Genomic DNA, 1,274 nt, shown 5'->3' with positions numbered 1-1,274 from the left:
GCGCTTAACGCGACCTCTGACGCCACAAATTCTGCGATGGCATTCGCGAGATCGACCGCGCGAAGGTCATGCGAGTGCGTTACTGATATCAATGCGGTTGTGCTATCGGCTTGAACGTTAACAGCTTCAAGGAAATTGCGTCTGGCTTCTTCCGCTGCGAAATCGCCTTCGTGCGCAAAATCGTCATCCGCCGAAAGGTTCAACGCCGCGTCAAGTGACGCAAACCCCTGAGGGGTGGACACAAGTGCTACTGCACCGGCAAGAGCCTCGTCCAGCGTGACTGGGCACTCAGTCGAAGGAGGACAATAGGCCTGTGCGATGCCCCGCAAGGAAGCCTCTGCACGGTACTGCGTGGGCGCGATTGCAAATGCGTAGACGGCTGAAAACAGCACCGCCCCGATGAAGACAGAGGCCACAAGGCGCCACTCACCCAAAATCGTGAGCAGCAGCTCCCCCAAGTCGATTTCATCGTCAAACTGCTGATCAGACATGGCGAACTATTTCCCTAGAAATGCAACTTCCCGAACCGACTAACCGCTATTCACCTATCCGACAAGCATGGGTTTTTGGTCATGAACACAAATTCTAAAAGGCAGCTCAAAGCGACAATCGTGTCGAACTGCGCCGGGATGACCGTGCGCTTGGTCGGATGAAAGGTATTCATCCGGCGGGGGCCGTCTTTTTGGGCTGAGGATTCTCGTTTAAATCCGACGCTATGTCCGAGCATAGATACAGACCCGAAGTCGAGATCCTATCTGTCACCGATACCGGCCGCCGTCGGCGCTGGACGGAAGCCGAGAAGGTTCGCATTGTAGAAGAAAGTTTTGGCCCGCGCGGAAGTGTGGCCGAGACTGCCCGACGTCATGATATTGGCCGCACCCTTTTGGTGCGCTGGCGCCGCCAGTATCGCAGGGGTGTCCTTATGGGCGGGTCCTCAGCCCGCGTGACATTCATGCCCGTGAAGGTCGCTCAACACTCTGAGGCTCCGACGCCGGAAGCAGAGGCTGTTGCGGGTGCGGGTGACAGGGTGGAGGTCACGCTGATAAGTGGCCGGCGCCTTTCCATTGCCGCCTCAATCGACCCGACTGCGTTGGCGCGCCTTGTGCAAGTATTGGATCCGTCGTGATAGCATTTCCAGCAGGTACGCAGGTTTGGATTGCAGGTGGCGTGACTGACATGCGGCGTGGGATGAACACCTTGGCGTTGTCGGTGCAGCAAGGTCTTGGCCGTGACCCGCATGGAGGCGAAATCTTCTGCTTCCGTGGCCGCAAAGG

3 protein-coding genes are annotated in these 1,274 nt (G+C 57.5%); 2 read left to right on the top strand and 1 reads right to left on the bottom strand.

The window, feature by feature from the left end:
- On the bottom strand, window positions 1-491 hold a 491-nt coding region (locus KG698_RS15305), incomplete at its 3' end, for a Wzz/FepE/Etk N-terminal domain-containing protein (RefSeq protein WP_213686402.1).
- Window positions 492-715: 224 nt separating this feature from the next.
- Between KG698_RS15305 and KG698_RS15950 the strand changes: the two genes are divergently transcribed.
- Together KG698_RS15950 and tnpB are read left to right on the top strand one after the other, a co-directional pair.
- Window positions 716-1,126 carry a transposase gene (locus KG698_RS15950; RefSeq protein ID WP_213686401.1) on the top strand — a complete coding sequence of 137 codons (411 nt, stop codon included), beginning with the start codon at window positions 716-718 and terminating at the stop codon, window positions 1,124-1,126.
- Window positions 1,123-1,274, top strand: a 152-nt coding sequence (gene tnpB / locus KG698_RS15945) for an IS66 family insertion sequence element accessory protein TnpB (RefSeq protein WP_367114134.1), incomplete at its 3' end; no start/stop codon positions are given. The genes KG698_RS15950 and tnpB, both read left to right, overlap by 4 nt.

This window comes from Roseicyclus sp., assembly GCF_018402035.1.
Classification (GTDB): domain Bacteria; phylum Pseudomonadota; class Alphaproteobacteria; order Rhodobacterales; family Rhodobacteraceae; genus Roseicyclus.
This window is presented reverse-complemented; position numbering and strand designations above follow the sequence as displayed.